The sequence below is a fragment of the Brevundimonas balnearis genome, assembly GCF_042434805.1.
Lineage (GTDB): Bacteria > Pseudomonadota > Alphaproteobacteria > Caulobacterales > Caulobacteraceae > Brevundimonas > Brevundimonas balnearis.
Window position 1 is genome coordinate 832,807 of the sequence record NZ_JBHLSW010000003.1, and the last position, 24,746, is coordinate 857,552.

The following is a 24,746-nucleotide window of genomic DNA, read 5'->3' on the forward strand; positions in this document are numbered from 1 at the left end:
CGTCCCCACGGCCTTCACCATCACCACAATCAGGAGGGCGGCGGATGCTGCTTAACGACCGATGACCCCGTCGGCCTGGATCGCGCTCGCCGCGTTTGTGCTCACGCTTGTCTTCAACGGCATCGCACTGGCGATCGGGTATGGCGTGCTGAAGGGCACGGTCTCCGCTCTCGCCGCCAGGGTGAAGGTTCTAGAGCAGGAGATGGGCGCGATCACCGAACTGAAGGTGGCCGTGGGCAAGATCGAGTCCAAGCAGGACGCGATGTTCGAGCAGCTACGTGACCTCGCCGCGTCGGTTCGGTGGATGCGGGAGCCCGCCGCGCCGGAGCCCGCCCCACGCCGCACGCGGAGGAGCGGCGAGTGACCCTAAACAAGTTCAAGTCCCTCGTCGGTGATCTGGCCCGGCCCTATGCCCTGATCGCCGTCGGCACCGCGACCGCCCGCGCGATCTGGACCGGCGCGGACGACGGCTCGATCACCGCCGCAGGGATCATCCTGATCGCCCTCTACGGCGCCCGGTCGCTGGAGAACTACGGCCAGCGGCGAGAGGCCGCCAAGGTCGAAACCGCCAAGGCCCAGAGCCACGGCTGACCCCCACCACAACCTGACCTGAAAGGAGCGCCCGCCATGGGAACGCTGCACGTCGAACTCGTCACCATGAACACGCGAGCCGAGACGGGCTCGACCATGCCCCTGGCGGAGTCTCAGCCCGTCGCCCAGGCGACGCTGAACACCACCACCACGTCGGCCCGCGTCGGCACGATCACGGGGCAGAGCGCCGATCTGGCCTGGGTCTTCACGGCCATCGGCAAGGACATCTGGGTTCGGGCCAGCGGGGACGCCGTCGCCAACGCCGCCGGTCCTAACCAGGGCTTCCTGGTCCCTGCCGGCGCGTCCGTCGCGCGTGGCGTCTCCGAAGCCGGCGAGCAGGTCGCCGCCCGGGACGTGGCCTGATGCTGAACCTGGGCCTCAATCTGGGGCAGGTCAATCTAGCCCGTGGGCAGGGCGGCGCGCTCGACTTCCGTTCGGCCATGCCCGCGTCGGTGACCTACAGCCGGACGGGCGCGGCGACGGGGCTGACGGCGGCGGGTGTTCTGACGGCGTTCGCGACGAATGAGCCGCAGCGCACGGATCGTGGTCTGGCCCTGGAGCCCGAGCGGACCAACAAGGTCACGGTCCACAACGCCAATCCGACAGACCTGACCGGCGTGAGCGTGGCGGGCGACCCTGCGGCGACCCTGACGCTGGTCAACGATGCGGCGGCGCTCGCGGCGGCGGGCCTGTCGGGGCTTTGCACCTCAGGCGAGGTCTGGCGGCTGGACAACAGCGCCGGATCCGCCGTGGCCTATGCCAGCTTCACCGGCGGCACGGCGGGCAACAGCAGCAACCACTCCATCTCGGCCTGCATCCGGGGCGGATCGGGGGCGCTGGGTAGCTCTATATCAACGACAGGGGTCAGCACCGGAGGGACGACGTTCGGCGCGTCCACTGACTATCGCCGGGTCGCGACCCAGCCCGGCGGGATGCCGATGGTCGCGGCCCGATTCCCGCGCATCTTCGCCGATCCGGGCCAGGTGCTGTGGATCATCCTGCCTCAGTTCGAGGAGGGCGGGGATGCCACCTCCGTCGTCGAGACGGCCGGGGCGCAGGCGACACGGGGCCTGCCGGTCTGCACGGCCGTCGTTCCGGGTGGCCGCACCTCGGCGCGGCTGACCTATGCGGACGGGACCGCCTCGAGCTCGGCCGGTCTGACGCCGGGGGCGACCTTCGACATCGCCGGGGCGGTGATCGCGGCGGGCAAGGGGCGCGTCGGGGTGAGCGAGCTGGCGACGCTGGAGTGGTCGTGATGATCGAGGCGGATGTGATCGGGACGCTGTTCGAGGCGGCCGGAGACGATGAGGCGGAGGCGGTCCCCCTGCCGGGGTGGCACGTCAACATCACGACCGAGGGCCTGGCGGCGCGACCGGACCTGGCGCCGTTCGTCGTGACGCCCACCACCCTGCGCCGCGTATGGGCCGGTGACGACCCCGCCGCGCCCGTGGTGACGGTCGCTCTGCGCTTCGCCGATCAGGCGGCGGCCGAGGCGGCCCTGGGCGGTTAGGGCGACCTGACGGCTGTACCGCGAGCGGTGATGCGAACGCCGTTCGCGTCGGCTAGCGTGGCCTTATGCGGCAGGGACCCGACCGGCGAGAGACGATCCTGATCGCGGCGCTGGTGCTTTGCGCCGTGGTGCAGGTGGTGATCGGGCTCCTCGCCCTGATCTGACGAAACCCTACAATCTGGAGCCTGACACGCGATGACGCGACTCGACATGTTCGAGGCGGTGCGCCCGTTCGCGCCGTCACGGAAGTTCTCAGCCCAGGTCGTGCGGCTGCTGGACCAGGTAGCGGATGCGTTCGGGTTGCCGGCGGATGGCGCGCCGATGAAGCCCAGCCCGGCGGCGATCAAGCTGCTGCACGAGTTCGAGGGGCTGTCCAAGGTGCGCCCGGACGGGATGATCGAGGCCTATCCCGATCCGGGGCCAACGGGGCTTCCCTGGACGATCGGCTGGGGCAGCACCGGCCCTGGCGTCACCAAGGGCACGGTCTGGACCCGCGAGCAAGCCGACGCGCGTTTCGAGGCCGACGTGGCCAAGTTCGCCGCCGGGGTTGCCGAGGCCCTAAAGGGCGCGCCCACAACGCAGAGCCAGTTCGATGCGCTGGTCAGCTTCGCCTACAACGTCGGGCTGGCCAACCTGAAGGGCTCGACCCTTCTCAAGAAGCATCGCGCCGGGGATCACGCCGGGGCCGCGCGAGAGTTCGGCAAGTGGGTGTTCGCCAAGGGCAAGCGCCTCAACGGCCTTGTCCGCCGTCGTGCGGCTGAAGCGGCGCTCTACGCCTCATGAGAACCGTCGCCACCGCCTTCGCCCTGGGCGCCATCGCCCGCCTCTTCGTTCAGACGTTCATCGCCGTGCTGGTGGTTGGCGCGGTGCGGAGGATCTTCGGATGATCGCCCTGTTTTCCCGCATCCCCTGGCAATGGAAGGCGGCCGGAGGCGTCGTGCTCGCCTTCGCCCTGCTCTGGACCGCCTACAGCTACCAGAAGGCCCGCGCCGACCGCGCCGTCGCACAAGCCCGGACCAGCAAAGTCACCACGCGCGCCCTCGATCAAGTCGCCGTGGAAATCCCCATCATCCGCTCCGAACAAGAGGAGAAGCAACGTGCAGTCGACCAAATCGAGGGTTCTGATCAGCGGCTTCCTGACGGCTATGGGGCTGACCTCCAGCGGGTGCGCGACCGGCAGCGGGGTGGTGATCCCCGATAGCCTGCGAGCGCCCTGTGAGAGCACGGCCGATGTGTCCGGCGCCCAGACGGTCGGGGATCTGGGTAAGGCCATCATCCAAGGCGACGCCGACCTTCGTGTCTGTGATGCCCGGAGAGAGGCTGTCGTGGCCATCGCCGAGGGCGGGCGGCGTTCCTGGTGGTCCCGCCTCAGACCGGGCTAGCCCCTCGCTCAATCCACATCATCCAGCGTCGAGCCTGGCTCCGCATCTCGAGGCCCCGCCGGTTCACCCGGTGGGGCCTTCTTCATATCCGAAACCATCCCATCGGGGGGGATTATGCCGCAGCCGCCACTCAGCCGCGCCGTCGCCGAAGAAACCATAGCCCGCATCGAGGACAAGCTGCGGGAAGGCTTCCGGCCGCAGGGCCTCCACGGCAACGGCCCCGCCGCCATTGCCGTGGCGGGAGAGCAGGCCATCCGCGACGGGTTCGTGGGATCGGCCGGCGCTTTCCAGACACGCCTGCGGATCGCCAAGGACAACTACGGACTGGAACCCGACTGGACGCTCTACAGGCCGCGACACTACCAGCACCGCCCGCCCGGCTTGCCCGCCATGCCGTCGCAGGATCATGTGACGGAGGCCGCCCCGGAGGGAAGGCCGGTCAAGGTCTGCGTCATCGGTGACGCGCACGACTCGCCGCACCTTCCGAACAAAGATCGCTTCTACTGGCTCGGCAGGTTCGCCGCGGATCACCGGGTCGATTGGGTCGTCAGCGTCGGCGACTGGATGAGCATGGACTGCTTCTCCACCCACCACGATCGGGCGACATTCGAGGGCTTCGCCAAGCCGACATTCGAGCAGGACCTGGCCAGCTTCCATGCGTCCCAGCGGGAGTTCCAGCGGGGACTCGGAGACTGGAAGCCCCGCAAGCGCATCACCTTCGGCAATCACGAACACCGCGCTTGGAAATACGACAACCTCCACCCGGACGGCATGTCGCACTCGCAGATGGTCGAGGAGGCTTTCTTGCAGTGGGGTTGGAAGGGCACGCCCTATGGCGAATACTGGTTCCTCCAGGGCGTTGGCTTCACCCATATCCCCTTCAACGGGCGGGGTAAGCCTCTGGCGCAGGGGCAGCACGCCAACAAGGCGCTGGTCGATACCATCCACGGCGACGATCACCGGGCCACCCAGATCACCGACCACAAGTCCGGCCCATTCAGGAGCCCGACCGTCTATTCTGCCGCGACCGCCCTCCCGCCGGGCTTCATCGAAGGCTACGCGAACAAAGGCGGCTCCACATGGCGTCAGGGCGTGTGCCTGGCCACGATCTGGGACGGCTATGTGCGCGAGTGGTCGTTCACTGAGATGGTCCTGCTGAGAGAGCGCTACTCCGAACGGCTCGCCGCCTGAGCGCTGGGCATCTGCTCTGCGGTTCCCCGCTCCCTCCAGATCGCCGGGTCGCCCGACAGGTCCACAGCGCATTGCCGCAGGACCGAAGCGGCGGCGTAGAGCGGTAGGGCCGCAGCCGAGGCCGGGTTCAGCCCGACCATGATCCCGCACACGATCCGGTGCGCCTTCTCAAGCTGGGCTATGTCGGCGGCGGTGATGGTGTTGCGGAGCTTCGTGGGCATCGGCGACCGCTACACCCGGAACGCAAGAGGAACAATGCGCCGGCCCCCGGTTTGCTGTGGACTGCTAAGCAACTGAAAGCATTGACGTGACAACCGCTCCGGTTTGTAGGAATGTTGTTCTCGATCAACGCCAGCACCTGATTAAAAGTCAGATGCTCTAACCGACTGAGCTAGGGGCTCGCCTCGCGACGCGGCGCGGACCATAGGGAGACGAACGCGCCGGAGCAAGCCGCCGGGAGGGTCTTCATCCATGTCTGTCACGGGGCCCCTGACAGGGGTGCGAATCCTGGAGTTCGACGGCCTGGGGCCGGTGACGCTGGCGGGCATGATGCTGGCCGACATGGGGGCGGACGTGCTGCGGCTGGCGCGCCCCACGAGCGGCGCGTTCGAGGACGTGGGCGGCGCGATCCTGCATCGGGGGCGAAGCGCGGTGGCCGTCGATCTGAAATCGCCCGCGGACCTCGCGGGGGTCCGCGAGCTCGTGGCGCGCGCCGACGCCCTGATCGAAGGCTACCGACCGGGCGTCATGGAGCGGCTGGGCCTGGGTCCCGAGGCGTGTCAGCGGGCGAACGCCGCCCTGGTCTACGGACGGATCACCGGCTGGGGCCAGACGGGGCCGCTGGCCCGGTCGGCCGGGCATGACATCAACTACCTGGGTCTGACGGGCGCGCTCGCGGCCATGGGGCCGCCGGATCGACCGCCCGCCCCTCCGCTCAATCTGGTCGCGGATTACGGCGGTGGGGCCATGCTGCTGATCAACGGGGTGTTGGCCGGGCTGATCCAGGCGGCCCGCACGGGGCGCGGGCGGGTGGTCGATGCGGCGATGGTCGATGGGGTCGCGGCCATGAGCAGCCTCTTCCACGCGTTGCTGGCGAAGGGGTTGTGGCGACCCGAGCGTGGCGCGAACCTGCTGGACGGCGGAGCGCCGTTCTATCGTTGCTACGCCTGCTCGGACGGGCGGTTCGTCGCCGTGGGCGCGCTGGAGCCGCAGTTCTTCGCGGCGTTGATCGAGGGCCTGGACCTCGGCGACGCGGGCCTGGTCCAGTACGATCCCGCCGGCTGGCCCGCGATGCACGCCCTGTTCGAGGCGAAGTTCGCGGCGCGGCCCCGGGACGCCTGGGCCGCCCGCTTCGCCGCGACGGACGCCTGCGTCACCCCGGTGCTGACTTTCGCGGAAGCAAGCGCCCACCCTCACGCCGCCCAGCGCGACGCCTACGGGCCGGACGGCGCGCCGAGGCCCGCGCCCCGGTTCGACGGACCGGCGGCCGCGCCGGCGCCGGCCTCGGCCCTCTCGCTCGCCGACGCATTGGCGGCCTGGACGTCCGGGGCCTGAATAAACCTCAGGCGGCCTGCCACACCGATTTCGCCGCGCGGGCGGACCCGCGCGCGGCGCCCAGCGTAGCGGCGAGCGCTTGCGGATCGATCGGCTTGGTCAGGAAGGCGAAGGCGTCGACCTCCGCCCAGGCCTGACGGTGATTGTCCAACGCGTTCGCCGTCAGGGCGATGATCGGGGCCCCGGCGTTCGGTCCGGTTTGCGCCCGGATGCGCCGCGCGGCGTCCAGGCCGTCCATGACCGGCATCTGCATGTCCAGGACGATCACGTCGAAGACGGCTGATTCCGCGAGCGCCGCGGCCTCGGCCCCGTTGGACGCCAGGGTCAACCGGCAGCCCATCGGCTCGAGCAGGAGCGACAGGATGCGCTGGTTCACCGGATGGTCCTCGGCGGCCAGGATCCGAAGGCCGTCCAGAGATTCGACCTCCACGGCCGGAGCCATGACGGTCTCCGCCTCCACCGGTTCGGCCGCGCTCAGCCGGGCCTGGAGCGTGAAGGTGGAGCCTTGGCCCGGCGTGCTCGAGACGGTGAGCCCGCCGCCCATCAGCTGCGCCAGCCGCTGACTGATGGCGAGACCCAGTCCGGTGCCGCCATAGCGCCGGGTGGTGCCGGCGTCCGCCTGCTCGAAGCTGGCGAAGATATGGTCCAGCCGGTCGGCGGCGATGCCGCAGCCGCTGTCCCGAACCACGACCGACAGCATGTCCTCGGCCCAGCGCGCCTCGACCCTGATGGTCCCCTGATCCGTGAACTTCACGGCGTTCGAGAGCAGGTTGAACAGGATCTGCTGCAGCCGCAGGGCGTCGCCGCGCACCGCGGTCGGCAGATCGGCGGCGATTTCAAGCTCCAGCGCCACGCCCTTCGCCTCGGCGCGGGGCCGCCACATGCGTCCCAGGGCTTCAAGCTTCTCGCGGGGGTCGAAGACGATGCTTTCCAGCTCCATCTTGCCCGCTTCGATCTTGGAGAAGTCCAGCACGTCGTTGAGCAGGCCCATCAGAATGTCGCCGGCCTCGGACAGCATGCGCACATGCTCCCGCTGGGCCCGCGTCAGGCGCGTCGGGCGCAGCAGGTTCGCCGCCGAGATCACCGCGTTCATCGGCGTGCGGATCTCGTGGCTGATGACCGCCAGGAACTCCGACTTGGCCGCGCTGGCCTTCTCGGCCCTGACGGCGGCCTCTCGGCTCTCGCGCTCCGCCTCTCGCAGGGCCCGGTTCGTCTCCGAACTCTGGCGAACGGCGACGGCCAGGTGAGCGAGATAGAGCACCCCCGCGACGGCGGCGACGGCCATGACGGGCCGCGCCTGCGCGAACGCCTCATAGATCGGCATGCCCAGCAGATAGCCGCCGTGCGCCAGCATGGCGGCGAGCAGGATGTCGCGACGCGGGTGCATGTGCAGACAGACATGCAGCAGGCCGCCCGCGAACTGCATCATGGCGAAGAGCTTGCCCACCTCCCCGCCGTACAGCCACATGTAGGCGCCGCTGGCGGAGTAGACCAAGGTGGTGATCAGGGCCGACGCGATCGCGGCGATCCTGAATCCGGGGCTCGGCCTCCAGTCGTCGTCGGACGCCCTGGCTGGCGCGAACACGATGACGTCGATCAGCTGCGTCAAAAGCACCGCCGCGTACCAGACGGCGGGCGTCCAGCCGGGCGCGACCATATAGGCGATCGCCCCCAGCACGCCGGCCATCCAGAGCCGTGTCTTGAGTTCCTTGCGTCGCGTCGAGGCGACGATCCTGTATTCGGACGCAGGCATGGCCTTGTCCCTCCCTGCCCATACTCTATGGGGGAAGTTCCGAAGGATTGGTTGTCGGTATCCTAGGAACCGCGAGACGACCGACCGCGTTCAGTTCTTTGTCTCAGGAGGGGACCATGAGATTGATGTCGATGATCGCGCTGGCCGCCGCCGCCGCGCTCGCGGCGTGCGAGGATCGGCCCGACGGGGGCGCCTACACCTCGGAGGCCGAGGTCGTCGAAGCCCTGCCCGCCGAGGACATGGCCGCCGACGCCGCCGGTGAAGCGGAGGTCGCGCCGGACGAGGCCCCGGCGGCGACGGACCCCACCGCCCTTCCGCCTGACGAGCGCGACTCGGAAGAAAGCGTCCAGCCCGAAAGCGAAACCCTGTTCTACTGAGGCGTCGCCTCGCCGGCGCCACCAAGCCCTGATCTAGCAGCGCGTTCCGGCGTCGTGGCAACGGCGCGTCGCACACCACGGACGGCCGATTGTCCACTTTCCTTCGCGCGACTTCACTGGCTCTGATCGTCATGAGCGCGGCCGGTTCGACGGCGGCGGATCCGCGCGCGGTCGTTCGTGGCGATCTCGACGACGGGCTGCGCGACCAGATCATCCGGGCGATCGGCGAGGTCGACGAGCCGGCGGGCAATCGCTTCGAGGCCCGCCGCCGCGCCCGGGCGGCGGCGGAGGCCGCCGAGGCCCTGCTGCGATCGGAAGGCTACTACCAGTCCACCATTCGCGATGAGGTCGAAGGCGAGACCTCCCCCTCGGCGGTGATCGTCGTCGAGCCGGGCCCGCGCTTCGAGTTGACGCCGCCGGGCGTCGACTGGGTCGGCGCGCCGCCCGAGCCCGAGGTGGCCGCGCGGGCCGCCGGGGACATCGCGCTGACGCCGGGCGACCCGGGACGCGCCGCCGACGTCATCGCCGCCGAGGGGCGCCTGGTCGCCAGCCTGAGCCGCCAGGGCTACGCCGACGCGACCGCCCAGCCCCGGCGCGTGGTCGTCGACCACGCCGCCCTCACCGTCGCGCCCACCTATCGCATCGACGCCGGCGATCTGGTCACCCTGAACGGCGTGCGGGTGGAGACGCGCGGCCCCACCAACCCCGCCTGGGTGCAGCGGCTCGCCCCCTGGCGCGACGGCCGGCGCTACGATCCCGACCTGGTCGGCGAGCTCGAGCGGCGACTGACCGAGACCGGCGTCTACGACGGCGTCGGCGTGGCGCTGGCGCCGGCCGACCAGACCACCGCCGACGGCGACCGGCCGGTGGTGGTCACCCTGACCGACAGCCCCCGGCGCGTGCTCGAGGCGGGCGTCACCTACTCCACCGCCGAAGGCTCGGGCGTCGACGCCCTGTGGACGTGGCGCAACCGCTTCGGGCGGGCGGACACCCTGCGGTTCCAGGCGCGTCTGGCCACCATCGACAGCCGGATCGGCGCGGAGCTCAGCCTGCCGCACTGGCGGGCGCCGGGTCGCACCTTGCGCCTGGAAAGCGCCGTGGTCGCCGAGGACACCGACGCCTATCGCCGTCAGGCGCTGGTCCTCAACGCCGACGTGACCCAGCGCCTGGGGCGCACCTCCTGGTTCAGCTACGGCGTGGGGCTGGACGCCGGTCGCTATGAGGAAAGCCGCTTCGACGCCTCGACCAATCCGCCCCAGCTGCTGCGCCTCGACCGCGATCTGGCCATCCTGACCACGCGTGCGAGCGCCTATATCGACCGATCGAACGATCCCCTCGACCCGACGCAGGGCTGGCGGGTGTCGGTGTCGGCCCAGCCCACCGCCGTGGCCGGAGAGGACACGGTGCTGTTCGTGCGCACCGAGGCCACCGGCACCTTCTATCAGCCGGTGGATGAGCAGGGCCGCACCGTCGTCGCCGGTCGTGCGCGGTTCGGGTCGGTGATCGGCGGCTCAGAGCTGACGGTTCCGTCGGATCGCCTGTTCTACTCGGGGGGCGGGGGGTCGGTGCGCGGCTACGCCTACCAGGGTGTGAACCCGCGCCTGCCGGACGACACCCCGCGCGGCGGGCTGTCCCTGGTCGAGGCCTCGGTCGAGGTCCGTCGCGACTTCGCCCGGAACCTGGGCGGCGTCGTGTTCGTGGAGGCCGGCTCGGTCGGCTTCGACGAAACTCCGAGTTTCGACGACGTACGCTACGCGGCGGGTGTCGGCGTCCGCTACAATCTGCCGTTCGGGCCGATACGGGCCGACGTCGCCTTCCCGCTCGACAAGCGCGACGGCGACGCCGACTTCCAGCTCTACATCAGCATCGGGCAGGCGTTTTGACCGACCCCGCGCCCCCCTCCCCGGCCGAGCAGCCCGACCCGCCCAAAGCGGAGCGGAAACGGCGCTCACGCAGACAGCTGGCGGCGCTGATCGCCGGAGGCGTCGTCGGCGGCCTGATCGCCCTGATCGTGCTCGTACTGGTCGGCGGGCGGATGTATCTCGTCACCGGCCCCGGCCGCGAATTGGTCACCAGCTTCGTCGCCGGCCAGAGCCTGGGCCGCTACGGGCGGATCAACGTCGAGGGCCTGAGCGGCGACCTGTTCGACGACTTCACCCTGGAGCGGGTGACGGTCGAGGACGACGAGGGAGTCTGGCTGGAGGCCCGACAGGTCCACGTCGACTGGTCCTACTGGCCCCTCGTCACCCGCCGCTTCCATGCGGAGCTGATCGAAGCCGAGGTGATCCGGCTGATCCGACGTCCGAACGTCGAGCCGTCCACCGAGCCGGGGGGACCCCAGCCCCTGTCGATCGACATCGACCGGTTCGCCGCCGACGTCGAAATCCTGGAGGGCTTCGGCGAGGAGTACGGCCGTTGGCGTCTTGCCGGCGAAGCCGATCTGCCGCGCGTCGGGGCCAGGACGGTCGAGGTGGCCGCCGACAGCCTGTCGCGCGAAGGCGACTTCCTGCGGCTGGCCGCCACCCTGGGCGCGGAGCCCGCCGACCTGCGTCTGAACCTGAGGGCGCAGGAGGCCGAGGGCGGCCCCCTGGCCGGCGCCCTGGGCTATTCGCCGGATCAGCCGTTCACCGCCCGCGCCCAGGTGACGGGCCGCCGCGTCGACGCGCTGGTTCGCACGGGCGCGTTCACCCCGCTGATCGTCACCGGCTTCTACGGGCCGGGCGGAGCGCGCATCTCCGGCTTCGCGGATTTCAGCGGGTCCGAGCTTCTGGCGCCGTTCGTGGAGCGCGTCGGCCGCACGGCGCGGTTCGGCTTCGCGGCTGTGCCCGTTCGCGATCAGGAGCTTCAGGGCGTCTCCTGGCGGCTGATCGCCGACAACGTCCAGTCCTCCGCGCGCGGCGTGATCCGCACCTCCGACAACAGCGCGCCGGACGGCGTGCGCCTGTCGATCAGCACCCCGTCCCTGACGCGCCTGATCGGGCAGGAGGCGGCGGGCGCCACCTCCTACGAAGGCGTGTTCACCGGCGACGCCTCGAACTGGTCGCTGGACGGCGCGGTGGAGGCGAACGGGGTCGCGGCCGCCGGCTGGTCGGCCGCGCGGCTCGCCGGGCCGCTGGATTTCGCCGCCGACGACGGCCGCTTCGATGTCGCGGGCGAGCTGGCGGTCGCGGGCGGCGGGACCGACGGGCCGCTAGGGGGACTTTTGGGCCAGACGCCGAGCCTCGCCTTCGCCGCCTGGCGCGATCCGAACGGCGCCTTCGTGCTGGACCGCGTCGATCTTCTGGGGCGGGCGATCGAGGTCGAGGCCCGCGGCGGACGCAACCTGCTCGGCGGGCTCCGCTTCGACGGCCGGGTCGCGTTGACGCGGCTGCAAGCCCTGCGTCCAGGCGCGTCCGGCGGCTTCTCGGGCCGTCTGCGCGCCTCCACCGCGCGTGCGGGCGCGCCCTGGCAGGTCGGCTTCGAGGGTCAGGGACGGGACCTGGCCACAGGGTTCGCCGAGCTGGACCGCCTGCTGGGCCCCCGCCCCGAGCTGCTGCTGTCAGGCAGCCTCAACGACGGCCGGATCGCGGTGGAGCGGCTGGCTCTCGACGGCGCCAACATCGACGCCGGCGCGCGCGGCCTGATCCGCACGCGCGGGGACATGTCCCTGGCGCTGGAGTGGAACGCCGAAGGTCCCTTCGGCGTCGGCCCCCTCGACATCGACGGCGCCGCCACCGGCGAGGGCGCGATCACCGGGACGATCGCTCAGCCGCGCGTGGACCTGACCGCCGACTTCGCCCGCGTCGCGGCCGGTCCCCTGACCCTCACCAACGCCGACCTGACACTGAGCTTCCGCCGCGGCGCGGACGCCTCCGACGGCCGGATCACGGTGGTCAGCGGTTCGAACTACGGCCCCGCCCGCGCGTCGGGCGCGTTCCGACTGGCCGGCGACGGGGTTCAGCTGTCCGACGTGGATCTCAACGCCGGGGGGGTGGAGGCGCAGGGTTCGATCGCCTTGAACGGCGCGACCCCGGCCTCGGCCGACCTGACCTTCACCGCGCGTCCCGGCGCCTTCATCACCTCCGGACAGGCGGACGGACGGGTCCGGCTGGTGGAGGACGCCGGGCCCAACTCCGCCGTGCTCGACGTCACGGGACGCAATGTTCGGCTGGCGGGTTCGGACTACGTCATCCAGTCCCTCACGCTCCAGGGACGAGGTTCGCTGGAGAGGCTGCCCTTCACGCTCGACGCGCGTATCGGCGGCCCCACCCCGGTGAGCTTCGACGGCTCCGGCGTCTATTCCAGGGGGGACCGGGCCCAGACCCTGACGCTCGCGGGCGGCGGCAGCGTGCGCGACGTCGCCTTCACCACCCGGACCCCGGCGGTCGTCGCCCTGAGCGGGGACGGACGCGTCGTGAGGCTGGACGTCGGCGTGGGCGGAGGGGTCCTGCTGGGCGAGCTACGCTCGGATTCCGAGGCCGCCCTGATCCAGGCCGACCTGACCAGCGTGGAGCTGGGCTCGATCCTCGAGGACCTTCGCGGCCGGGTCACGGGCCGGATCAGCCTGCGCGGCGCGGGCGACGACCTGACCGGCACGGCGAACGTGACGCTTCAGAACGTCCGCAGCCTCGACGCGGGCGAGAATGTCGCCATCGACGGCCGGATCGACGCCCAGCTGCTGGACGACCGGCTGCGCCTGCGCGCCAATGTGGAGGACGAGGGCGCGGTGCGCGCGAGCGCCGACGTGACCCTGCCGGTCGAGACATCCGCCGCGCCGCTGCGCCTGGCGGTCGCGCGGACCGAACCGATGTCCGGCCAGATCGAGGCGAGCGGTCAGGTCCAGCCCCTCTGGGATCTGTTCGTCGGCGGCGGGCGCACCCTGGCGGGGGTGGTGGACGGCCGCGCGACGATCGCCGGCAGCCTGGCCGCGCCCCGGCTGAACGGAAATCTGGGGCTCACCCAGGGCCGCTTCCGTGACGGCGGGTCAGGTCTGGTGCTCTCCGACCTGACCCTTCAGAGCCGCTTCGATGACGAGGCGGCGGTGATCCAGACCTTCTCGGCGAACGACGGCGGCGACGGCCGGGTCAGCGGCTCGGGCCGCCTGAACCTGAGGCAGGGCGGCGGATCGACCTTCACCCTCAACCTCGACGGCTTCACGGTCGTCGACAACGACCTGGCGACGGTCCAGGCCTCGGGCCCGGTGACGGCGGCCCGCGCCGCGGACGGCAACATCACCCTGGTCGGGCGGATCGAGGTCGACGACGCCGTGGTGCGCCCCAACCTGCCCGGCTCCACCGGTATCGTCTCGATGGACGTGGTGGAGATCAACCGGCCCGGCGGAGATCAGGAGCCGACCGACGAGCCGCAGGCGCGCGGGCCCACGATCGGCCTCGACATCGGCATCCGCGCCCCCGGGCCGAGCGTGCGGGTGACCGGTCGGGGCCTGAACGTGTTCCTGAGCCTGAACGCCCGCGTCACCGGCACGATCGGCGATCCGACCCTGGCCGGCGCGGCCCGGGTGGTGCGCGGCGACTACGAGTTCGCAGGCAAGCGCTTCGTCTTCGACGACCGGGGGACGGTCACCCTGTCGACCGATCCCAACGCGATCCGCCTGAATCTGAGCGCCGTCCGCGAGGACCCCGCGCTGACGGCGACCATCCGGGTCACCGGCACGGCGGCGCGGCCGGAGATCGCCCTGTCCTCCTCGCCCGCCCTGCCCCAGGACGAGATCCTGGCCCAGGTGCTGTTCGGCCGCTCTGCCTCCCAGCTATCGGCCTTCGAGGCGGCGCAGCTCGCGGCCGGAGTGGCGTCGCTCGCCGGCGGCGGGGGCTTCGACGTGATCGGCAACCTGCGCGAGTTGGCGGGACTGGACCGGCTGTCGTTCGGCGGCGAGGCCTCGGCCCTGACGGTGGCGGGCGGCCGCTACATCTCCGACGACGTCTATCTGGAGATCATCGGCGGCGGCGAGGGCGGCGCGGGCGTCAACGTCGAATGGCAGGTGCGCCGCAACCTGGCCGTCACCTCCAGCATCGGCGGACAGGGCGAGGCCAGCCTGTCGATCCGCTGGCGGCGGCAGTCGCGCCAGCCGGGCACGGGTCGTCGCGACCCGCGCCCGAACCGGGACGACTGATCAGGCGGCGGCGCGCCGGAACTTCGCCAGCGCCGAGGCGCCCCGGATGCCCGCGACGTGCAGCAGCGCCTGGACGGCGAGCACCGCGATGCTCCCGTAGGTCATCCATGCGGCGTATTGCGGCTGCGGGCCCATCATGGCCGCGAGTTGGTCCGCCATCACCACGCCCAGTAGGCTGGTCAGCAGGCCGTAGATCACCAGCAGCAGGAAGATGATCGGGATTGCGATGTTGGGCTTGGCCCACTGGATCAGCATGAAGATCAGCTGGATCACGATCGTCACCCCCGTGATGCCGACCACGGCGCCCGACATCGCCTCGGCCATGCCGGCGGTCTCCGGCGTTTCGGCCGCCGCCATCGCCTGACGGGTCGCCTCGGCGCCCTCGGGGCTCATGAGATAGAACAGGCCGATCGCGCCCCAGACGACGCCGAGCAGGATGGACACCGCGCTGGCGCGTGCGGACGCCTTCGCCTCGGCCTCGTCGGTGATCTTCGCGGCGGGGTTCAGGCCCGCGATCAAACTCGCCATGTGTCAAACCTCCCTGTGTGACAAATATCCTTTACATGACAAGGATGCCTTACACAAGCGTCGCCGTGGGGGCCGACGGGGTTCACCTTCGGCGGCGGCGAGGGTAGAAGCGGGCCATGCGGATTCTTGAACAGGATCATGCCGCCCTCGACCTGGTCGGGCGGGGGGCGCGGGTCCTGATCGACCGGGCGGTCCGGTGGTCGAACGTCAACTCCGGCAGCGATCATCTCGAGGGGCTGGAGGCCACCTTGGCGCTGATCGAGGCGGAGGCCTCGCGTCTGCCGGCGGACGTCGCGCGTGTCCCGACCCGACCCTATGCGGCGGTCGCCGACGGCGGCGAGGTGACGCGCCAGACCCGTCCGGACGCGCTGAAGATCACGACCCGCCCCGATGCGCCGGTGCAGGTGGTCCTGACCGGCCACTACGACACCGTGTATCCGGCCGACAGCGCCTTTCAGCAGGTCACGGCCCAGGCCGACGGGCGCCTGAACGGACCCGGCATCGCCGACATGAAGGGCGGCATCTCCGTCATGCTGGGCGCACTGGAGGCGTTCGAGACGCACCCGCACCGCGAGCGCGTCGGCTGGACCGTGCTGCTGTCCCCGGACGAGGAGATCGGCTCGCCGGCGTCGGCGCCCCTCCTGGCCGAACTCGGCGCCAAGGGCCACGTGGGGCTGACCTATGAGCCGGCTCTGTCCGACGGCGCGCTGGCCGGCGCCCGCAAGGGCAGCGGCAACTGGAAGCTGGTGGTGCGCGGCCGCTCGGCGCACGCGGGCCGCGCCTTCCACGAGGGGATCAACGCCGTCGCCGGCGCGGCCCTGGCCGCCGCACGCCTTCACGACCTGAACGGGCGGCGCGACGGAGTCACGGTGAATGTGGCCAGGATCACCGGCGGCGCGGCGCTGAACGTGGTTCCGGACGTCGCGGTGGTGCAGTTCAACACCCGTGTGCCCGACGCCGACGCCGCCCGCTGGGTCGAGGGCGCGATCCGCGAGATCGCCGGGGATCCGCCGCTGGAAGGGCTGACGCTGGAACTGCACGGCGGCTTCACCCGCCCGGCCAAGCCGATGGACGCTGGCCAGACCGCCCTGTTCGAGGCGCTGCGTCAGGTCGGCGATCTGCTGGGCCAGCCGATCAAATGGGCGCCGTCCGGCGGCGTCTGCGAGGGCAACAACCTGCACGCCGCGGGTCTGCCGAACGTCGACACCCTGGGGGTTCGGGGCGGCCTGATCCATTCGCACCAGGAATTCGCCTGGCCCGACAGCTTCGTCGAGCGCGCGCGGCTGTCGACCCTGATCCTGTGCAAGGTTGCGTCCGGCGAGATCGACGCCCTGGCGCTGAAACGTCTGCGGACACAGGGGAGCTGATGCTGGTCGTTCGCCCCGCCGGCCCCGCCGATCTGGACCACCTGCTGGAGCTCGCCATCCTGTCGGGGCCCGGCTTCACCAGCCTGCCCGAGGATCCGGACCAGCTGGCCGAGCGTCTGGACCTCAGCCGCGACAGCTTCACCGGCCGACTACCGCCGCAGGAGTGCTGGTACACCCTGATGCTGGAGGAGACCGACACCGGCGACGTCGACGGCGTCGGCTCGGTCAAGGCCGCTGTCGGGCTGAAGCGACCGTTCTTCTCGTTCCGGGTGGTGAACACGACCCAGTCGTCTCCCAGCCTGAACGTGCGGCTGGATCACCAGACGCTGGTGCTCGTGAACGAATGCACCGGCTGGACCGAGGTCGGATCACTGTTCCTAAAGGCCGACCGGCGAAAGGGCGGCGCCGGGCGCCTGCTCAGCCAGTCGCGCTACATGCTGATCGGCGCCGAACCGGACCTGTTCAACGAGATGGTTCTGGCCGAGCTCCGCGGCGTCTTCACCCCCGACGGCGCCTGTCCGTTCTGGGACCATGTCGCGCACCGCTTCTTCCCGATGGAGTTCGACGAGGCCGATCGCATGACCGGCTCGACCGACAAGCAGTTCATCCTCGACCTCGCCCCGCGCCACCCGATCTACGTCCAGCTGCTGCCCGAACCCGCGCGCGCGGTGATCGGCAAGGTGCACCCGCAAGGGGTGCCGGCGATGGCGCTGCTGGAATCCGAAGGCTTCCGGCCGAACGGGCTGGTGGACATCTTCGACGCCGGACCGACCGTCTCGTGCGAGCGCGACAACATCCGCACCGTGCGCGACGCGCGCGTCCTGAAGGTGCGGATCGCCGACGAGGTCGAGGCCGAACTGGTGTCGCTGGTCTCGACCGCTTCGGTCAGGGATTTCCGCGCCGTGCGGCAGAAGGTCGAGATCGCGGACGACGTGGCGACCCTCAATCGCGAGACCGCGGCGGCGCTGAAGGTCCGCGAGGGCGACCTGGTGCGGGTGAAGAACTGAGGGACCGATGGGCGAACTGATCTCCACCAACCCGGCCACCGGCGAGGTCGTCTGGGCCGGCGCCGAGAGCACGCCGGCGGAGGTGACCGCGGCGGTTCAGGCCGCGCGTCACGCCTTCCCGGACTGGGCCGACCGACCGCGTCACGACCGAGTCGAGGCGGTGAAGCGCTATCAGGGCGCGCTCAAGGCCAATGCAGACCGCATCGCCGAGACCATCTCCAACGAAACCGGCAAGCCTCTGTGGGAAACCAGGACCGAGATCGCCGCCATGGTCGGCAAGGTCGATATCTCGATCCGCGCCTATGACGAGCGCACCGGCGAGCGCGAGACCGAGACCGGCTTCGGCCGCGCCGTCCTGCGTCACCGGCCGCACGGCGTGGCGGCGGTGCTCGGTCCGTTCAACTTCCCGGGGCACCTGCCGAACGGGCATATCGTGCCGGCCCTGCTGGCGGGCGACACGGTGGTGTTCAAGCCGTCCGAGGAAGCGCCCGCCGTCGGCGCCCTGATGGCGGAGTGCTTCGCCGAGGCCGATCTGCCCGCTGGGGTGGTCAATGTCGTGCAGGGAGGCCGAGAGGTCGGCGCCGCCCTGCTGGACCAGCCGATCGACGCCCTGATGTTCACGGGTTCCGGCGCGGCGGGCGCGCACTTCCGCCGGAAGTTCGCCGACGATCCGCACGTGATCCTGGCGCTGGAGCTGGGCGGCAACAACCCGCTCGTGGTCTGGGACGCGGCCGACGCCGAGGCGGTCGCCGGGATCGTCGTGCAGTCCGCCTTCATCACCACCGGCCAGCGCTGCTCCTGCGCCCGACGCCTGATCGCGCCTGAGGGCGCCCAGGGCGACGCCGTCGTGGAGGCGGTCGCGGCCCTGTCCGACCGGCTGACCTTCGCGCCCTGGACGTCGGATCCCGAGCCCTACGCCGGCCCGCTGATCTCGGAGAAGGCCGCCGCCGCCGCGCTGGCCTCGCTTCAGCAGCGCATCGACGCCGGGGCGCGCGTGATCCGCGGCTCCGGCCCCGTCGGCAACCTCCCGGGCGCCTTCGTCAAGCCGGCGATCATCGACGTCACCGGGGTGGAGGTCCCTGACGAGGAGATGTTCGCGCCGTTCCTGCAGGTCACCCGCGTCCCGACCTTCGAGGCCGCGATCGCGGCGGCCAACGCCACCCGGTACGGTCTGTCGGCGGGGCTCGTCAGCGACGATCCGGTGAACTGGGACCGCTTCATCCGCCGCATCCGCGCGGGTGTGGTGAACTTCAACCGCCCCACCACCGGCGCCGCCGGCGACATGCCCTTCGGCGGTCTGGGCGCCAGCGGCAACCATCGCCCCAGCGCCTACTACGCCGCCGACTACTGCGCCTATCCGGTCGCCAGCTTCGAGGCCGACGCCGTCCGCAGCATCGAGAGCGAGATCAAGGGGTTGCGCGCGTGACCCCCGCCGTCGAAGCCAATGCGGACGGCCTGATCGGGCCGACCCACTCCTACGCGGGCCTGTCGCCGGGCAACCTCGCCTCAAGCCTGAACAAGGGCGAGGCGTCGAGCCCTCGTGCGGCGGTGCTGCAGGGCCTGAAGAAGATGCGCCTGCTGCACGACCTCGGCCTGCCGCAGTTCGTGTTGCCGCCTCACGAACGGCCGAACATTCCCTTCCTGCGCTCGCTGGGCTTTGGTGGCACGGACGCCCAGGTGCTGGAGCGCGCCTGGAAGGATGCGCCGTCCTTCGCCGCCGCCGCCTGTTCCGCCTCGCCGATGTGGGCCGCCAACGCGGCGACGGTGACGCCCAGCGCCGACGCCGCCGACGGCCGCCTGCACTTCACCCCGGCGAACCTGGTGACCAACCTGCACCGGTCGCTCGAGCATGAGCAGACGCGGCGCTCGCTTCAGGCCCTGTTTCCGGACCCGGAGCGCTTCGCCGTCCATGACGTCCTGTCGCCGGTGACGCACCTCGCCGACGAGGGCGCGGCCAATCACGTACGCCTGTGCGCCGAGCATGGCGGGGAAGGGGTCAATCTCCTGGTCTGGGGCCGCGAGGCCTGGGAGCCTTGGGACGGCCCCTACCCCGCGCGCCAGACGCGGGAGGCGTCCGAGACCATCGCCCGTCGCCACGGCGCCGGCCGCCCGGTGCTGGCGCGCCAGGGCAAGGCCGCCATCGCCGGCGGCGCCTTCCACAACGACGTGGTCTGCGTCGGCGCCCTGAACACCCTGTTCTTCCACGAGCTGGCGTTCGAACACACGGCGCACACCCAGGACGCCGTCCGCAGGGCCGCCGAGGGCCTGTTCGAGCCGATCTTCGTGGAGGTTCCGTCCGACGACCTGCCCCTGGCCGACGCCATCTCCAGCTACCTGTTCAACTCCATGCTGATCCAGGTTCCGGGCGAGGATCGGCTGACCCTGATCTGCCCTATCGAGACCCAGGAAAACGCCAGAAGCCGTGCGGTGACGGAGCAACTGGTGGGCTCCAACGGCCCCATCGACCGGGTCGAGTTCGTCGATGTGCGTCAGTCGATGCGCAACGGCGGCGGACCCGCGTGCCTGCGGCTGCGCGTCGTCATGACCGAGGCCGAACTCGCCGCCGCCAACCCGGCGATGCGTCTGACGCCCGAGCTTCATGAGCGGCTCAACACCTGGGCCGCGCGCTGGTATCGCGACACCCTGACGGCCCATGACCTGGCCGACCCCGCCCTTCTGGACGAGACGCGCGGCGCGCTCGACGAACTGACGCGCCTGCTCGGCCTCGGCGGCGGGTTCTATCCTTTCCAGCGGACGGCGACGTGAGCCGATCGGTTGAGCGACGGGACGCGGCGATATCTCCGTTGCGCGGAACCCGGCGGCGTTGCAGAAGCACGCGCTTGAAATGACTGGAGACGCCCGGTGCTCTTCCTTCCGCTCGCCCTCGCTCTGACCCAGGCCGCCAGCCCGACGACCGTGGAGGGGATCGTAGTCGAGGGCGCCCAGGACGGTCGGCTGACCGTGACGGTCACCGGGGATATCCCGGCGGAAACCATCGTCCGCAGCGAGCCGGTCGGCATCCGTTGCGGCGTGGCGCGTCACACCTACGATCCGTACGCCGCGCCCCGCCTGTGCTGGTTCCGCAAGCCGGGCGGCACCCCCGTGCATCTGAGGGTCGAAGGCATGCAGGCGCTGGGCGCCGGGTGGACGGTACAGTGGACCGGGTGCGAGCCGGACGCGGACGGCCTCGGCTGCACTCTCGAGGCGCCCCGCTACGCCGGCGAGGTGCGCGCGGCGTTTCAGCGCCGCTGAATCAGCGCGTTAGGCGGCGAACCGGCCGCCCTTGGCGGCGTAGGCCTGGGTCCCGCGGGTGAAGACCTGATCCGTCGGTAGAACGGCGTCGATGGCGATCGTCTCAGCGCCCTTTAGCCGCGTGTAGATGGGGCCGAAGTCCTGCAGCGTCTCGCGCTTCAGCTGCTCCAGCGAGTCGATGACGAAATAGACCTGCTGGAAATCGTCGATCCGGTAGAGGGTCTTCATGACCCGCTCCAGGTCGAAGCCGAGCCGGTTCGGAGAGGGATCCTCAAGGCAGAAGACGCTTTCCGTAGCCGACGACAGGATGCCCGCGCCATAGATGCGCAGGCCCTCGCCTTCCCTCATGAGGCCGAATTCGACCGTGTACCAGTAGAGACGCGCCAGGTTCGGCAGCATGCCCAGCGACGCCGCCCGCTGCCCGCCCTTGCCGTAGGCCTCCATATAGGCGGCGAAATCCGGGTCCGTCAGCATCGGCACGTGGCCGAACACGTCGTGGAAGATGTCCGGCTCCTGCAGGTAGTCCAGCTGGTCGGGCTTTCTGATGAACTGTCCGGACGGGAAGCGACGGTGGGCCAGGTGGTCGAAGAACACCTCGTCGGGCACCAGCCCCGGCACGCAGACGACCGTCCAGCCGGTCAGGGCGTTCAGCTTCTCGTTCAGCAGCGCCAGATCGGGAATGCCTCCGTCCAGCGGCAGGGCGTCGAGCCCCCGCATGAAGGCGTCGCAGGCCCGGCCCGGCAGCACCTGCATCTGGCGCGCATAAAGCGTCGACCAGGTCCGGTGCTCGACCTCGGTGTAGTCGCGCCAGTCCTGGGGGATGGTCCAGTCGGCGGCGGCGCCCGGAGGCGGCGTCTCAAACACGTGCTCGAAGTCGGACATGGCGAAGCTCCTGACCGCCCCACTCTAGAGCCGGGCGCCGCCCCGCGCCAAGCGGAGCGGGGTCAGTGCAGCACCTGGTCCCGGGGCGCGTGGCGACCCTCGGCGTCCACGGTGAACCAGCGCGCCTCGTCGGCCGGGCCCAGGCCGCCGGCGCCGGGCTGGGGCTCGAGCGCCTCCTCGGCGGCGTAGGCGATGAAGCCGCCGTCCGGACCGGCGGCGAGGACGCGGTAGAAGGGCTGATCCCGTTGCAGCGGCCCGAGAACGTCGAGCGGACCGTCATAGGCGGGATCGACGTCGAGAACGACGCCGATGAAGGCCTGATCGCGCTGGCGCACGATCTGGCCGAGCGAGAACTTGGCGGATCGGGCTTGGGTCATGATCGACTCATACGCCTCCGCGCCTGACCCGGACGCCGGGTGCGACGTTCAGGTTCCCGTCATGTCGACGCGCCGTTGACCTGACGCGCCGCCGCTCTAGGCTGACCCCGACGGCGGCCGAGAAGGTCCGCCCCTGGAAAGACCGACCCATGCCGGAGACCCCCGGCGCGCCCGAGCGGCGCGACGCCAGGTCCCCGTCCGGCCGCGACGCGACGCTGCACGCGGCGCTCGACCTGGGGACCAACAACTGCCGCCTCCTGGTGGCGCGCCCGGCCCGCGAGGGGTTCCGGGTGGTGGACTCGTTCAGCCGGATCGTCCGACTGGGCGAGGGCCTGTCGCGCACCGGACGGCTGGACCCCGCCGCCATGGATCGCGCCTACGACGCGCTGGCGATCTGCGCCGAAAGGCTGGGCCGCCGCGAGGTGCCGCCGGATCGTGTGCGCGCGGTCGCGACCCAGGCCTGCCGCGCCGCCGAGAACGGACTCGCCTTCGTGGAACGGGTCGCCAAGGGCACCGGCCTGAAGCTGCGGATCATCGACCCTTCCGAGGAGGCCCGGCTCTCGGTCGCCGGCTGCGCCAACCTGTTCGACCCCAGGGCCGAGGCGGTGGTGGTCATCGACGTCGGCGGCGGCTCCACCGAGATTTCCTGGCTGGTGCGGGGCGCCGCCGGCCTGGCCACGGTCGCCTGGGTGTCCGTGCCGCTGGGCGTGGTGAGCCTGGCCGAGCGGCTGCCGGAACCCGACGACGGGTCCGCCGCATGGTACGCCGGCATGGTGGATGAGATGGCCGCCGCCCTCAGCGCGCCTGCGGAAGCCGTCGAACTGCGCCCCCTGTTCGAGCAGGGCCGGGCGCACCTGATCGGCACGTCGGGCGCGATCACCAGTCTGGCGGGCATCCACCTGCGCCTGCCCCGCTACAATCGCGATCGGGTGGACGGCCTGTGGATGACGCGGGGCGAATGCGACGCCGCGATCGAGCGGCTGCGGCTGATGGGCCGCCAGGGACGCGCCGCCGACCCGTGCATCGGGCCGGATCGCGCCGATCTGGTGCTGGCCGGCGCGGCGATCCTGGACGCCGTGCAGCGGGGCTGGCCGAGCGAGCGGGTCAGGGTCGCGGACCGCGGCCTGCGCGAGGGTCTGTTGCTGGAGGCGATGCGTCGCCCGCGCCGACGGCGGCGTCGCTGGTCCGGCCGTTCTCAGCCCACGACCTGAACCGGCAGGTCCAGGTCGCACACCGAGAAGTCGGCGCCGCGCGCGGCGCGAACGGCCTGAAGTTGCGCCGCGAACTCCGGCGAGCCGGTGTCCAGGACCCGCGCGGTCGGCCGTTCCGCCTCCGGCAGGTCGGCGGCGACGCGCACCCGCGTCATCTGGTCCGTGGGGGCGGGCACGATGCCGCCGGCGCCCTCCCCGACCTTGATCGCACGCACCACGTCCAGACCCGAGATCACCCGTCCCCACACGGTGTACCGCTTGTCGAGCGACGGATAGGCGTCGCGCATCAGGAAGAACTGGCTGTTGGCGCTGTCGTTGGCGTCGCCGCGAGCCATGCCCGCGACGCCGGGGCAATAGACGCCCCAGCCGTGCACGCGTCCGTCGGCGGTCCGGCCCATGAAGTCGTCCGGCTGGGTCGCGATCGGCAGGCTGCCCATGAAGCCATGGAGCGCGCCCTGCGGGGCGCTGACCGGGGTGAAGGCGTGTTCCGGCCCGCGCCGGAAGGTGAACTCCGCCGTCAGGTCCGGATAGGGGCTCTGCCCGTCGCCGGTGCCCAGCGGGTCTCCGGTCTGGGCCATGAAGCCCTCGATCACCCGGTGGAAGCTCAGCCCGTCATAGAATCCGCGACCGGCCAGCAGGCGGATTCGCTCCACGTGCAGCGGCGCGGCGGCGGGCGCCATCTCAACCAGGATCCGACCCTTGCTGGTGTCGACGACCAGCAGGTTCTCGGGCGCGACGGCCCGCCAGCTCGTCTCGGCGACGGCGGGCGCCGCGACCGGTGCCGCCGGCTCCTGCGCCAGCAGCGACGCGGCGAGGATCAAGGCGAAGCTCATGCCCCGGCTCCGGCGACCTGCACGACCGGTTCGACGTCGCAGACGTCGCGCGCGGACGCCAGCGCGGCGGCGAGCTCGGCGGACTGCGGGCCCGCGATCCTCACCACCGGCCGCTCCGCCTCCGGCAAGGCGGAGGCCATGCGCGCCCGCACGATCGTGTCGGCGTCCGCGCCGACCGCCCCGTCCTCGGCCGGATCGCCCGCCTTCAGCGCCGTGACGTTGGCCAGACCGTCCACGACGCGGCCCAGCGCGGTGTACTGCCCGTTCAGCCCGGCGTTCTCGTCCAGCATGAGGAAGAACTGGCTGTTCGCGCTGTCCGGCGCGTTGTTGCGCGCCATGCCAAGCACGCCGGCGCAGAACCGAGGAGTCGCGGGCACGCGGAAGTCTGCGGTCACCATCATCTGGGCGTCCGGCTGGGTCGTCACCGGCATGACGCCGACCAGACCCTCGAGCGGACGTCCGGGACGCTGCGGCAGGGGCGCGAAGCCGGCCTCGCGCCCGCGACGGAAGGTGAACTCGCCGGGAACGTCCGGCAGGTCGCTGCCGCCGGCGCCCGTGCCTTCCGGATCACCGCCCTGGGCCATGAAGCCCGGGATCACCCGGTGGAACCTCAGGCCGTCGTAGAATCCCTGCTCCGTCAGGGTCCGGATGCGCTCCACATGGCGCGGGGCCGCCTCCGGCGCGAGCACCACCAGAACCCGCCCCTTGGAGGTGTCCAGCACCCAGAGGTTCTCCGGCGCGACCGGGGTCCAGCCGTCCTGGGCCGTCGCGGAGCCCGCCGCCAGCGCCGCCGCGGCCGCGACGGCCATACGCATCATCGTC

General features: G+C 71.1%; 25 protein-coding genes. 18 read left to right on the forward strand and 7 right to left on the reverse strand.

Going from position 1 to position 24,746, the window contains the following annotated elements; translation table 11 throughout:
- Positions 1-61: 61 nt before the first annotated feature.
- From ACFFGE_RS05345 to ACFFGE_RS05380, 8 genes are all read left to right on the forward strand, one after another.
- Positions 62-364 (forward strand): hypothetical protein, encoded by a 303-nt coding sequence (locus tag ACFFGE_RS05345; protein WP_376835031.1) that lies wholly within the window; start codon positions 62-64, stop codon positions 362-364.
- On the forward strand, positions 361-591 hold the full coding sequence (locus ACFFGE_RS05350) for a hypothetical protein (protein ID WP_376835033.1): 231 nt from the start codon (positions 361-363) through the stop codon (positions 589-591). Before ACFFGE_RS05345 ends, ACFFGE_RS05350 begins: the two co-directional genes overlap by 4 nt.
- A gap of 36 nt (positions 592-627) precedes the next feature.
- Positions 628-954, forward strand: coding sequence for a hypothetical protein (locus ACFFGE_RS05355; protein ID WP_376835035.1), 327 nt, complete (start codon positions 628-630; stop codon positions 952-954).
- Positions 954-1,847, forward strand: a complete 894-nt coding sequence (locus ACFFGE_RS05360; RefSeq protein WP_376835037.1) for a hypothetical protein — start codon at positions 954-956, stop codon at positions 1,845-1,847. The genes ACFFGE_RS05355 and ACFFGE_RS05360 overlap by 1 nt, the downstream gene beginning before the upstream one ends.
- Positions 1,847-2,101: a hypothetical protein gene (locus ACFFGE_RS05365; protein WP_376835039.1), complete on the forward strand. Its 255-nt coding sequence runs from the start codon at positions 1,847-1,849 to the stop codon at positions 2,099-2,101. The genes ACFFGE_RS05360 and ACFFGE_RS05365 overlap by 1 nt, the downstream gene beginning before the upstream one ends.
- A 195-nt stretch (positions 2,102-2,296) precedes the next feature.
- Entirely contained in the window at positions 2,297-2,884 is a 588-nt protein-coding gene (locus ACFFGE_RS05370) for a lysozyme (RefSeq protein WP_376835041.1), read from the forward strand.
- A gap of 100 nt (positions 2,885-2,984) precedes the next feature.
- Complete coding sequence (locus tag ACFFGE_RS05375) at positions 2,985-3,302, forward strand: hypothetical protein (RefSeq protein WP_376835043.1); 318 nt, start codon at positions 2,985-2,987, stop codon at positions 3,300-3,302.
- Positions 3,303-3,597: 295 nt separating this feature from the next.
- Positions 3,598-4,674, forward strand: a complete 1,077-nt coding sequence (locus ACFFGE_RS05380) for a metallophosphoesterase (RefSeq protein ID WP_376835045.1) — start codon at positions 3,598-3,600, stop codon at positions 4,672-4,674.
- On the opposite strand, the gene ACFFGE_RS05385 is transcribed toward ACFFGE_RS05380, so the two are convergent.
- Positions 4,650-4,895, reverse strand: coding sequence for a hypothetical protein (locus ACFFGE_RS05385; RefSeq protein WP_376835047.1), 246 nt, complete (start codon positions 4,893-4,895; stop codon positions 4,650-4,652). The two genes, ACFFGE_RS05380 and ACFFGE_RS05385, sit on opposite strands and share 25 nt — an antisense overlap.
- Positions 4,896-5,145: 250 nt before the next feature.
- Between ACFFGE_RS05385 and ACFFGE_RS05390 the strand changes: the two genes are divergently transcribed.
- Positions 5,146-6,228, forward strand: a complete 1,083-nt coding sequence (locus ACFFGE_RS05390) for a CaiB/BaiF CoA transferase family protein (protein WP_376835049.1) — start codon at positions 5,146-5,148, stop codon at positions 6,226-6,228.
- A gap of 7 nt (positions 6,229-6,235) precedes the next feature.
- On the opposite strand, the gene ACFFGE_RS05395 is transcribed toward ACFFGE_RS05390, so the two are convergent.
- Positions 6,236-7,981 (reverse strand): ATP-binding protein, encoded by a 1,746-nt coding sequence (locus ACFFGE_RS05395; RefSeq protein WP_376835051.1) that lies wholly within the window; start codon positions 7,979-7,981, stop codon positions 6,236-6,238.
- A 116-nt stretch (positions 7,982-8,097) separates the two neighbouring features.
- On the opposite strand from ACFFGE_RS05395, the gene ACFFGE_RS05400 reads away from it, so the two are divergent.
- The 3 genes from ACFFGE_RS05400 to ACFFGE_RS05410 all read left to right on the forward strand — a co-directional run bounded on the left by ACFFGE_RS05400 (position 8,098) and on the right by ACFFGE_RS05410 (position 14,467).
- The gene (locus ACFFGE_RS05400) at positions 8,098-8,358 is read left to right on the forward strand and encodes a hypothetical protein (RefSeq protein ID WP_376835053.1); all 261 of its coding nucleotides are present in this window, start codon (positions 8,098-8,100) and stop codon (positions 8,356-8,358) included.
- A gap of 89 nt (positions 8,359-8,447) precedes the next feature.
- The gene (locus ACFFGE_RS05405) at positions 8,448-10,241 is read left to right on the forward strand and encodes an autotransporter assembly complex protein TamA (protein WP_376835055.1); all 1,794 of its coding nucleotides are present in this window, start codon (positions 8,448-8,450) and stop codon (positions 10,239-10,241) included.
- Complete coding sequence (locus ACFFGE_RS05410) at positions 10,238-14,467, forward strand: translocation/assembly module TamB domain-containing protein (RefSeq protein ID WP_376835057.1); 4,230 nt, start codon at positions 10,238-10,240, stop codon at positions 14,465-14,467. The genes ACFFGE_RS05405 and ACFFGE_RS05410 overlap by 4 nt, the downstream gene beginning before the upstream one ends.
- On the opposite strand, the gene ACFFGE_RS05415 is transcribed toward ACFFGE_RS05410, so the two are convergent.
- The gene (locus ACFFGE_RS05415; protein WP_376835059.1) at positions 14,468-14,995 is read right to left on the reverse strand and encodes a hypothetical protein; all 528 of its coding nucleotides are present in this window, start codon (positions 14,993-14,995) and stop codon (positions 14,468-14,470) included. It abuts the gene before it with no gap.
- Between the two features lie 116 nt (positions 14,996-15,111).
- Between ACFFGE_RS05415 and ACFFGE_RS05420 the strand changes: the two genes are divergently transcribed.
- The 5 genes from ACFFGE_RS05420 (at position 15,112) to ACFFGE_RS05440 (ending at position 20,621) form a co-directional block, all read left to right on the forward strand.
- A complete protein-coding gene (locus ACFFGE_RS05420; protein ID WP_376835061.1) occupies positions 15,112-16,362 on the forward strand; it encodes a hydrolase in 1,251 nt (416 codons plus the stop codon).
- A complete protein-coding gene (gene astA, locus ACFFGE_RS05425) occupies positions 16,362-17,369 on the forward strand; it encodes an arginine N-succinyltransferase (RefSeq protein WP_376835063.1) in 1,008 nt (335 codons plus the stop codon). Before ACFFGE_RS05420 ends, astA begins: the two co-directional genes overlap by 1 nt.
- A 7-nt stretch (positions 17,370-17,376) precedes the next feature.
- The gene (astD, locus tag ACFFGE_RS05430; protein ID WP_376835065.1) at positions 17,377-18,795 is read left to right on the forward strand and encodes a succinylglutamate-semialdehyde dehydrogenase; all 1,419 of its coding nucleotides are present in this window, start codon (positions 17,377-17,379) and stop codon (positions 18,793-18,795) included.
- Positions 18,792-20,135, forward strand: a complete 1,344-nt coding sequence (locus tag ACFFGE_RS05435) for an N-succinylarginine dihydrolase (RefSeq protein WP_376835067.1) — start codon at positions 18,792-18,794, stop codon at positions 20,133-20,135. The genes astD and ACFFGE_RS05435 overlap by 4 nt, the downstream gene beginning before the upstream one ends.
- Positions 20,136-20,231: 96 nt before the next feature.
- Positions 20,232-20,621 carry a hypothetical protein gene (locus tag ACFFGE_RS05440; RefSeq protein WP_376835069.1) on the forward strand — a complete coding sequence of 130 codons (390 nt, stop codon included), beginning with the start codon at positions 20,232-20,234 and terminating at the stop codon, positions 20,619-20,621.
- A 9-nt stretch (positions 20,622-20,630) separates the two neighbouring features.
- Here ACFFGE_RS05440 and phhA read toward each other — a convergent pair whose 3' ends face one another.
- Positions 20,631-21,503: a phenylalanine 4-monooxygenase gene (gene phhA, locus ACFFGE_RS05445; protein WP_376835071.1), complete on the reverse strand. Its 873-nt coding sequence runs from the start codon at positions 21,501-21,503 to the stop codon at positions 20,631-20,633.
- 62 nt (positions 21,504-21,565) lie between these two features.
- Entirely contained in the window at positions 21,566-21,880 is a 315-nt protein-coding gene (gene hspQ / locus ACFFGE_RS05450) for a heat shock protein HspQ (protein WP_376835073.1), read from the reverse strand.
- A 149-nt stretch (positions 21,881-22,029) separates the two neighbouring features.
- Here hspQ and ACFFGE_RS05455 point away from each other — a divergent pair, with 149 nt between their 5' ends.
- Positions 22,030-23,091, forward strand: a complete 1,062-nt coding sequence (locus ACFFGE_RS05455) for a Ppx/GppA phosphatase family protein (RefSeq protein ID WP_376835075.1) — start codon at positions 22,030-22,032, stop codon at positions 23,089-23,091.
- Here the strand turns inward: ACFFGE_RS05455 and ACFFGE_RS05460 are convergent.
- Complete coding sequence (locus ACFFGE_RS05460; RefSeq protein WP_376835077.1) at positions 23,076-23,924, reverse strand: peptidylprolyl isomerase; 849 nt, start codon at positions 23,922-23,924, stop codon at positions 23,076-23,078. The genes ACFFGE_RS05455 and ACFFGE_RS05460 overlap by 16 nt on opposite strands.
- Complete coding sequence (locus ACFFGE_RS05465) at positions 23,921-24,742, reverse strand: peptidylprolyl isomerase (RefSeq protein ID WP_376835220.1); 822 nt, start codon at positions 24,740-24,742, stop codon at positions 23,921-23,923. The genes ACFFGE_RS05460 and ACFFGE_RS05465 overlap by 4 nt, the downstream gene beginning before the upstream one ends.
- Positions 24,743-24,746: the final 4 nt, after the last annotated feature.

What these genes read in the sequence shown, in the direction of transcription:
- ACFFGE_RS05345 (WP_376835031.1), top strand. Translation starts at nt 62, where the DNA reads ATGACCCCGTCGGCCTGGATCGCGCTCGCCGCGTTTGTGCTCACGCTT.
- ACFFGE_RS05355 (WP_376835035.1), top strand. Translation starts at nt 628, where the DNA reads ATGGGAACGCTGCACGTCGAACTCGTCACCATGAACACGCGAGCCGAG.
- ACFFGE_RS05360 (WP_376835037.1), top strand. Translation starts at nt 954, where the DNA reads ATGCTGAACCTGGGCCTCAATCTGGGGCAGGTCAATCTAGCCCGTGGG.
- ACFFGE_RS05365 (WP_376835039.1), top strand. Translation starts at nt 1,847, where the DNA reads ATGATCGAGGCGGATGTGATCGGGACGCTGTTCGAGGCGGCCGGAGAC.
- ACFFGE_RS05370 (WP_376835041.1), top strand. Translation starts at nt 2,297, where the DNA reads ATGACGCGACTCGACATGTTCGAGGCGGTGCGCCCGTTCGCGCCGTCA.
- ACFFGE_RS05375 (WP_376835043.1), top strand. Translation starts at nt 2,985, where the DNA reads ATGATCGCCCTGTTTTCCCGCATCCCCTGGCAATGGAAGGCGGCCGGA.
- ACFFGE_RS05380 (WP_376835045.1), top strand. Translation starts at nt 3,598, where the DNA reads ATGCCGCAGCCGCCACTCAGCCGCGCCGTCGCCGAAGAAACCATAGCC.
- ACFFGE_RS05385 (WP_376835047.1), bottom strand. Translation starts at nt 4,895, where the DNA reads ATGCCCACGAAGCTCCGCAACACCATCACCGCCGCCGACATAGCCCAG.
- ACFFGE_RS05390 (WP_376835049.1), top strand. Translation starts at nt 5,146, where the DNA reads ATGTCTGTCACGGGGCCCCTGACAGGGGTGCGAATCCTGGAGTTCGAC.
- ACFFGE_RS05395 (WP_376835051.1), bottom strand. Translation starts at nt 7,981, where the DNA reads ATGCCTGCGTCCGAATACAGGATCGTCGCCTCGACGCGACGCAAGGAA.
- ACFFGE_RS05400 (WP_376835053.1), top strand. Translation starts at nt 8,098, where the DNA reads ATGAGATTGATGTCGATGATCGCGCTGGCCGCCGCCGCCGCGCTCGCG.
- ACFFGE_RS05415 (WP_376835059.1), bottom strand. Translation starts at nt 14,995, where the DNA reads ATGGCGAGTTTGATCGCGGGCCTGAACCCCGCCGCGAAGATCACCGAC.
- ACFFGE_RS05420 (WP_376835061.1), top strand. Translation starts at nt 15,112, where the DNA reads ATGCGGATTCTTGAACAGGATCATGCCGCCCTCGACCTGGTCGGGCGG.
- astA (WP_376835063.1), top strand. Translation starts at nt 16,362, where the DNA reads ATGCTGGTCGTTCGCCCCGCCGGCCCCGCCGATCTGGACCACCTGCTG.
- astD (WP_376835065.1), top strand. Translation starts at nt 17,377, where the DNA reads ATGGGCGAACTGATCTCCACCAACCCGGCCACCGGCGAGGTCGTCTGG.
- phhA (WP_376835071.1), bottom strand. Translation starts at nt 21,503, where the DNA reads ATGTCCGACTTCGAGCACGTGTTTGAGACGCCGCCTCCGGGCGCCGCC.
- hspQ (WP_376835073.1), bottom strand. Translation starts at nt 21,880, where the DNA reads ATGACCCAAGCCCGATCCGCCAAGTTCTCGCTCGGCCAGATCGTGCGC.
- ACFFGE_RS05455 (WP_376835075.1), top strand. Translation starts at nt 22,030, where the DNA reads ATGCCGGAGACCCCCGGCGCGCCCGAGCGGCGCGACGCCAGGTCCCCG.
- ACFFGE_RS05460 (WP_376835077.1), bottom strand. Translation starts at nt 23,924, where the DNA reads ATGAGCTTCGCCTTGATCCTCGCCGCGTCGCTGCTGGCGCAGGAGCCG.
- ACFFGE_RS05465 (WP_376835220.1), bottom strand. Translation starts at nt 24,742, where the DNA reads ATGATGCGTATGGCCGTCGCGGCCGCGGCGGCGCTGGCGGCGGGCTCC.